This is a genomic window from Pedobacter sp. (genome assembly GCF_035566355.1).
GTDB lineage: Bacteria > Bacteroidota > Bacteroidia > Sphingobacteriales > Sphingobacteriaceae > Pedobacter.
This window is the reverse complement of sequence record NZ_DATMRL010000727.1, coordinates 1-7933: the sequence shown is the minus strand read 5'-3', so window position 1 is coordinate 7933 and position 7933 is coordinate 1. Positions and strand designations below refer to the sequence as shown.

Genomic DNA, 7933 nt, shown 5'->3' with positions numbered 1-7933 from the left:
GCAGATCTACCTAAGGTGGTTCGTTGTGTGTTGGAGGGAAAGAACTATTCAAGTATAGAAATAGACCGGATATTCTCGGCCTCCAAAGCCCAGGGGAAAAGCCTTTATTGGGTAGATGAAGAGCTGCTGGAACAAATCAGTCCGGATGTGATCTTTACCCAGGATACCTGTGAGGTTTGTCTGATTGATACTGCTTGCACACTTTCGTCCATCCAGCACTTAAGCAAGCAGCCTGAACTTGTACAGTTGAGTCCAAATAATCTCGAAGATGTTTTTAACTGTGCGGTTACTATTGCCAGAACTATTGGAAAAGAAGAAGTTGCTTTCCGTTATCTTGCAGGGCTAAAATCGGTAATGAACGCTATTCTTGATCAGTTGAGAGGAGCTGGAGCACCTTTAAAAAGAGTTATGCTGATGGAATGGATAGAGCCTGTTTACAACTGCGGGCATTGGATTCCTTTTCAAATTGCAGCTGCCGGAGGTGTAGACATGTTGTCAAACCCTGCCGGTGATTCCATTGTGAACAAATGGGAAAAGATCCAAAAGTACAATCCGGAAGTCCTGGTTATAGCCCCTTGTGGATTTGATATCAGCAGGAGCGAGGAAGAAATGCACTTGCTTACTACAAAGCCGGGATGGAACGACTTGGCGGCGGTTAAGAACAATGCGGTATACCTCGCAGACTTCGACCTTTTTACCCAGCCAAGTGTTGGAACTCTGGTTAAAGGCGTGGAAGTATTATCTTGCTTGTTCCACCCGGAAATTTTCCAGGCAGATGAGCCTCTGTCAAAATACTTTAAGAAGTTTCAGACAGAGCTGATTTTAAAATAAAGTTATTCCGGCATTCCAACCGAACCATCCTCTTGTATTGTTGTTGATCTTTGTAGCGTAATCCGGTGCAAATTGTTGTTTATAACCGCTGGCACTGGAGCCCGGTGGCGCACTAGAGTTATAAACAGAGTAGGCCGGACCTCCGAAAATGCTCAGGGTTTTAAATAATTTAAACTGCAGATTAATCTGGTAACGCGTCAATACATTGGAATAATCCCAGTTTCCCAGGTATAGAAACTGGGAACAAATTTCTGTAGCTATTGAAAAACGCTTTCCCATCAGGAAGTCGTGTCCAAAACCGATTCCAATAGCTTTCACCTTTGCCGTATCCGAAAAATTCTGGCCCAGCATCAGGATAGAATACAATTTATCATTACCCAGTTTGAGGCTGGCATTATACATTCCGGTTTCATTGGTGGAAAGGCTGACCTTATGATAGCCATTTTTTATAATATTGATCAAGCCGATGCTGTAACCATCAGATTGATCGGCAATATTAAGCAAGCCTATTTGTACGCCCTTTAGTCGTTTGGTATAATTGATCAGGCCAGACAACTGGACACCATTTACTTGCTGCGAAGTCAGATTTAGTAGTCCTGCGGCCTGAAAACCACTCATGTCTCCATTAACCAGGTTCATGATTCCAGCCATTTGAAATCCAACAGCGCGTTTGCGGACATGGTTGAAGATGCCTGCAGCCTGCAGTGTCTTGCTGTTTCCGCTTACTTCGTTCATGATACCTGCCATTTGCAGGCCTTTAGTGTCTCCGATTACCGTATTTAATATGCCTGCAGCTTGCAGACCATTGAAACTGCCACCAACTACATTGAACAGACCGGCCATTTGCAGGTATTGTGCGTCTCCCTTGTTCATATTGAACAACCCGGCGGCTTCGAAGCCGTTCAGGCCAGCCGTATATCCTCCAAATAAGTTTAAAGAGGCTTTATTTACAATCTGGGAGCTCATCATGCCATGCGAACTCAGACCTGGGGTAATGGAAACCTGGAAGGGACTATTGGCAATAAAGTCCGGTATGTTCATACTCTGGATTCTTTGCTTGGACGAAACTAAAAACCGGCCTATGCCTATACGTTCCACGAGGTTGTTATTTGGTCCGCCTTTTCTTCTTTTACCGGTAACCGGATCGGTATCATCTGCATATCCTTCTGGTTTTATCGTAATATTGGAGAGAAAGACCAATGTGGTGTCCCGATAACTTTCCTTGCTGGCTGTTAAGATCACTTCACTGTAATCTCCACGGAAACGAAGTTTGAAATAACCATCGTTATCGGTAAGCGTAGATTGCAGCAACCTTTTCTCGTATACACTGGCTTGTTTTATTTTTAGCCCTGTTTTGGTATCTGTCACATAGCCGCTGATGAGGTAAAGCTTTTCGGCAGTGGTGATGTTGTCGGGTTCTATAGTTAGGTGAAGCGCTGCTGAGCGGAGTATGATGTACTGGCCTTCTTCTCTATAATCTATTTTTCCATTAAACAGCTTGTCCAATACCTCTCTTACCGGAAGGTTTTGGACAGAAAGATTGACCAGGCTGTCGGTTTTAAACAGAGTTCCCTGGTAAGAAAAATAGAAGTTGGAAGAGGTACTGATCCGGTTTAAAATAGACCCGATACTTTCCTTTTCCACATGTATATTTACCCTTCTGAACAAATTTCCCCCAACTGAAGGCTGTTGGGCCTGTACTTTACAGATGATCAGGGAGAGCATCAGGATTGCAGTTAATTTTCCTTTCATCATTAGCGGTTAGACAACAGGATCTTTCCCTGACTGTTTGTTGTTTTTAGATTTAAAGATTTGCAGATGATCCCTAAATTATAATCCAGTGAATTGTCCATTTTTAATGTAGTACTGATCGTAAGTTGTTGAATTTTTGGGTCTTCAATAACTACATTGGCCTGATAGGCATCGTTCAAAGTCGTCGCAACGGAAGAAAGCGGCGTATTTTGGAGGATAAATAATCTGCTGCGGTAATAATTGTACAGCTGATCGGTATTTTGCTGTTTGGTCAAGGCCCCATTTTCTTCTGATATGCGTACTTTTTCTCCCGGATGCAATTCCACCTGCTCATTTTTATAACTGACCTTAACGATACCCGTTTCAACAATTACTTCGGTTTGTTTGCCCGAATGTTTTACATTAAATGAGGTGCCTACTACTTTTACAGATACTTTATTGGCCTCTATGATGAAAGGTTTTTTCTTATTTGGGGTTACACTGAAAAATACATCACCTTGCTGCAAATGAATGCTGCGGTTTTCTTTAAAGTTGCTGGCAAAACTCAATACAGAACGCTTGTTCATTGTGAGTACGGAGCCATCTGGCAAAGTTTTGACCAGGACTTGCTGGCCTGCTTCCACACGTACATAGGACCCTTGACCAAACAAGGTCCAGGCACCCCAGGCACCAGCCGCCAATAGAAAAACAGCTGCAATTTTCAACCACCCATAAGTTTTCCTTTTTAAAGGGAGCACCTTAACTTGTGGTTTTTCTTCGCTCGTTTTCACCTTAAATTTCAACCAGGCTGCTTCTTCATCCACAACACTTGTCCGTTCCAGCTTTTTACTGGTTTCCCAGATTCTGGAAAAATGCTCAAAATACGATCTGTTGGCCGGATCCTGATCTATCCACTGCTGTACCTCCGTATTTTCTACGGCGGTAGTTTCGTTTAATAAAAACTTTACTAAAAGTTCGTCTATCCTGCTCATCCTAGTTCAAAAAATCTTTATAAAATATGATCCCTATTAAGATAAGGGCTAAAAAGTCTACTAATTTTAACCTTAAGATCCTTAAGGCTTTGCCCATTTGGTTTTCTATTGTTTTAATGGACAAACCAAGCTGTTCGGCAATCTCTCTGTATTTAAGTTCCTCAAAACGACTCATTTGGAAAATGGTTCGACACTGTTCGGGCAAGTCTTTAAGTGCTTCCTGAAGCTTCCATTCCAGCTCATTTAATTCTGCCTTATGCGAGGCAGGTTCACTATAATTTAGGCTGAAAGCCGCATGTTCCTGGTAACGTGCCTTGACTTTCTCGTGCTTCAGGTAGTTCAAAGTATCGTTATGTACGCATTTGTATAAATAAGCTTTTACAGAAAGGTCAATATTTAATAACTCACGCTTTTCCCAAAATCTCATAAACATGTTCTGTACAATTTCTTCTGCCATTTCATCGTCTCTGATCATGGTGTTGACATAGACGTGCAGGGCTTTATAATGGTCTTTGAATAACTTTTCAAAGGCCTGGTCATCATACAGATTAGGGGCCGGCCGGCTGGTGCTTTTGGTTAATTCCACTGTTCTATTTGTTGTTCAAAGATATCAGAATTTCGGTGCTGCAGCAATTTGTACTGATTGTCTTTGAACTTGTTTATATATTAATCCTTTGTAAAATTTCATTTCCATTACTGTTTTGAATGGGTATCAGGTCTATGTAACGAATCATGGGGAACCAGCGATAATGTTCATCCATACTCACAAAAGCCCTTTTTAACAAAAAATCCTCGCCCTCATCCTTGATATAGATTCTATACTGATGATCAGTTACTGATCTTTTTAAATACAGGGGCAATTGTTTATAAGCAATCAGACGGATTTCATATTCGTCATTTCCAATTGGTTTGGTCAACAGACCATAAGCATATTTTCTTTCTAAAGGACTCAGTTCCCTTCTCTTACCAGTGTCAGAATACCTGGTTAGACTGCTCTTTACGGGTTCCTTACTGCAGAGGGTACCATCTGCATTGTAATTCAATTCATAGATAATCGTACAAACATTGTTTTCTGAAGTAACTTTGCGCAGTTCTTTTGGATACGCTTGTTCAAATATAGAAGCGCACATCAGGAACGTTAGACCAACAATCTTGATGATCTCCTCCCAGACATTCCTTTGTTTTAAGCTCTGCTTTTTTCTGTAGAGCTTGTATCTGTTTGCTGGACAGAACAAGATGAATTTCATCAGCAGGTAGCCTATCCGCACTGATATAAATCTAATGACTTTCTTCTCTTTTTTTTCTGTTGCTGATAACATAAGATCTCTAGGTTTAATTGGAAAAGCCAGACCAGCGATCAGAATAAGACCTGCACTCCGGCGATGTACCCGAGGTATAGCCCGGTAAACCGGTTGCTGTTGCTGCTGTCCCATCTTCTCATGTAACTGTGAACCATATCTCTTCCCTCTTCGCTATCCGCATTGATGAGGTTCAGTGATGGACCTCCAAAAAGCTCTATATGGGAACTGACTCTCCAGGCAGGAAGCACCCTGATGGAAGATTTAAAGGTTCCTTCGCTTTTAAAGCGTGTTAAACCTGTCGAGGCCAATTCCAAATTGAGTCGAAAGGTATTGTAATGGAGCAGATGCGCACCTAAACCGGCCTCAAAAGCATAAACTTCTTTATCATTTTTAACGTTATAGCCCAAACCTAATATGCCATAAAGAAATTTTCCACCGGAACGGAACGAGAGGAGTAAAGTTTGGTTGTCGTCAATGCCGGCACTGATGCTCTTTTCACCGTTTTTGATCAGGTTTAAAAAGCCAATTGGATAATCTGAACTGTCGGCCACATTGATAAAGGCAGAGATCTGGGTACCCTTAACCTTTTTGGCTATATTCATGAATCCGGAGATTTGAGTAGAAGTGTTACCGGATTTGTTCATAAAACCAGCTAATTGAAAACCTTCCATGTCTTTGGATAAATTTGCAAAACCAGCTACCTGTGCGCCTTTCATATCGCCGGATATATTTGTAAAGCCGGCTACAGCAACCCCCTTGCCTGAACCATAAGTATTCAGGAAGCCGGATACTGTTGTTCCTTCGGCACGATTACGTATGTGGTTGGAAAGTCCTGCAACCAGTATGCCTTTGGAGTGATCACGTACTATATTACTCAGACCGGCAACAGCAACGCCTTCTTCTGCTGCAGATAGTCCGGCAATCAGGTTCAGGGAAAGGTTATTGGTGTCTAGTCCGGCCTTGCTGCCATTGCTGCTCACCGGATAGACCAACCCGATATGTACCTTGGTGCGCTTTCTGTCTTGTGCTTGTAGTGAAAATACGGTTAATGAAATTATAATGCCGCTTGTTATGGTTTTGAAACGAAAGGATAAGGTTTGTTTGTTGTAAAGTAAAGATTTCATTTGTTCTATTTTTGAGGTGTGACAACAAACTCCGGTTTTACCCCTACGTGATTTTTCTTTTAATTTTGAAAACTGAGAATTGCAGATGTCGACCGCTTTAATACCTGCCTTGATCCCCTCATTTTGCGAAATTAGCCTTAAAGAAATCTAAAAAAGCGTATTTTTGAGCCAGAACCAACATAAAACGCATGGCAGATTTCAGGTTAGAGGTTTTTTATACAGTAGCAAAACGATTGAGTTTTACCAAAGCTGCTGCAACTTTATTCATTACCCAGCCGGCTGTAACCAAACATATTCATGAGCTGGAACAGCAATACCAGAATAAACTGTTTGAAAGAAAAGGTAATAACATACAACTTACGGCCGCAGGCCAATTGCTATTGGAACATGCCGAAACTCTGTTTGCTATTTACAGGACCATTGACTTTGAGATGAATGCGCTGGTGCATAAAAAGGAGGGCAGTTTGCATTTGGGGGCCAGCACAACTATTGCACAATATGTCATTGCGCCCATGTTGGCCAAATTCAGAAAAAAATTCAGTGATATCCAGCTTAAGCTGACCAGTGGAAATACGGAGCAAATTGAAAAATACCTGCTCGATAAAGATATTGAAATTGGGATTGTAGAAGGAAAATCAAAGAATCAGGAAATCCAGTATACAGAGTTTATTAAAGATGAAATTGTCCTGGTATGTGGTAAAGATCATCCGTTGGCCAAGCAGGGAGAACTGGAGGCGGCAGAGTTAAAGCAATATGCTTTTGTACTCCGGGAGCAGGGGTCTGGAACACTTGAAGTTATAGATCATGCTTTGAGAACGTTAGGTATTAAACTTGCCGACCTTCCAGTTGAGATGGAGCTGGGCGGTACTGAAAGCATTAAGTCTTATTTGGTTCATTCCGGTACATTGGCTTTCCTCTCGATACATTCTGTTTTGAAAGAATTACAGACAGGGGTATTGCGGGTTGTTGAGGTAAAAGATCTGGCTATAGAAAGGAACTTTTATTTTATTCACCTGAAGGGAAAAGCAGACGGATTAGCTGAGGTTTTTATGCGCTATTCCAGGCAGCTGCATAACTTGTAGTTATGGCTGATCAGTTATAGGAATATGCTTGCTATGCTTTACCAGGGTAATTTTGCTTCATCAAAAAACAGTAAAATGAAGCTAATACAATACCCATCGCTCCAAAAATTTCTATATCTCTGTTGTGCCGTTGTTTGTTTGTTTCCCTGGATGTCGCCACCATTGGCCTTATTACTTGGGATTTTCTTTGCGCAAGTAGTGGACCATCCCTTACCAGCTTTTAACCAGAAAGCCACCCAACTTTTGCTAAAGATCTCTGTAGTGGGATTAGGTTTTGGCATGAATGTATATACCGCTATGAAAGTGGGTATGGAAGGTTTTCTTTTTACTATTGTTTCTATAGTGAGTATTCTGGGCTTGGGTTATCTGCTGATGAAGCTCCTGAAAATTAATCCTAAAACTTCTTTTCTCATCTCCGCCGGTACGGCTATTTGTGGGGGAAGTGCCATTGCAGCACTTTCTCCGGTAATGAAAGCGAATGAGAAACAGATTTCTGTTGCCTTGGGAACAGTTTTTATACTGAATTCTGTAGCGCTATTTGTTTTTCCGGTAATTGGCCATGTTTTTCATCTTTCCCAGACTCAATTCGGCATGTGGTGCGCCATCGCGATACATGATACCAGCTCAGTAGTAGGGGCGGCAAGTAAATATGGAAATGAAGCCCTTCAAATTGCGACTACAGTTAAGCTGGCCCGGGCCCTATGGATTATTCCTGTAGCATTAGGAACAGCGATGCTTTTTAAAACCGCAAAAGCTAAGATTCAAATTCCATATTTTATAGGTTTATTTGTACTGGCCATGCTGGCTAATACTTATTTTACGCAGCTCCATCCCTGGACTCCTTATTTGCTGATGGCCTCTAAAGCTGGCCT

8 protein-coding genes are annotated in these 7933 nt (G+C 41.7%); 3 read left to right on the top strand and 5 right to left on the bottom strand.

Translation table 11 applies throughout. The annotated features are described in order from the left end of the window. Positions 1-831: ABC transporter substrate-binding protein (locus VNZ46_RS28585; protein WP_325564987.1), on the top strand; the 831-nt coding region annotated here is incomplete at its 5' end. Here VNZ46_RS28585 and VNZ46_RS28580 read toward each other — a convergent pair. The 5 genes from VNZ46_RS28580 to VNZ46_RS28560 all read right to left on the bottom strand — a co-directional run bounded on the left by VNZ46_RS28580 (position 823) and on the right by VNZ46_RS28560 (position 5979). Next, positions 823-2586, bottom strand: a complete 1764-nt coding sequence (locus VNZ46_RS28580; protein ID WP_325564985.1) for a hypothetical protein — start codon at positions 2584-2586, stop codon at positions 823-825. The two genes, VNZ46_RS28585 and VNZ46_RS28580, sit on opposite strands and share 9 nt — an antisense overlap. After that, positions 2586-3554 (bottom strand): FecR domain-containing protein, encoded by a 969-nt coding sequence (locus VNZ46_RS28575; RefSeq protein ID WP_325564982.1) that lies wholly within the window; start codon positions 3552-3554, stop codon positions 2586-2588. The genes VNZ46_RS28580 and VNZ46_RS28575 overlap by 1 nt, the downstream gene beginning before the upstream one ends. Before the next feature lies 1 nt (position 3555). Beyond that, a complete protein-coding gene (locus VNZ46_RS28570) occupies positions 3556-4140 on the bottom strand; it encodes an RNA polymerase sigma-70 factor (RefSeq protein ID WP_325564980.1) in 585 nt (194 codons plus the stop codon). 73 nt (positions 4141-4213) lie between these two features. Further along, complete coding sequence (locus VNZ46_RS28565; protein WP_325564978.1) at positions 4214-4873, bottom strand: DUF4833 domain-containing protein; 660 nt, start codon at positions 4871-4873, stop codon at positions 4214-4216. Between the two features lie 38 nt (positions 4874-4911). Further along, a complete protein-coding gene (locus VNZ46_RS28560) occupies positions 4912-5979 on the bottom strand; it encodes a hypothetical protein (protein WP_325564976.1) in 1068 nt (355 codons plus the stop codon). Positions 5980-6167: 188 nt separating this feature from the next. Here VNZ46_RS28560 and VNZ46_RS28555 point away from each other — a divergent pair, with 188 nt between their 5' ends. Beyond that, positions 6168-7061, top strand: coding sequence for a LysR family transcriptional regulator (locus VNZ46_RS28555; protein WP_325564974.1), 894 nt, complete (start codon positions 6168-6170; stop codon positions 7059-7061). Positions 7062-7136: 75 nt separating this feature from the next. Then, positions 7137-7933, top strand: a 797-nt coding sequence (locus VNZ46_RS28550; protein WP_325564972.1) for a YeiH family protein, incomplete at its 3' end; no start/stop codon positions are given.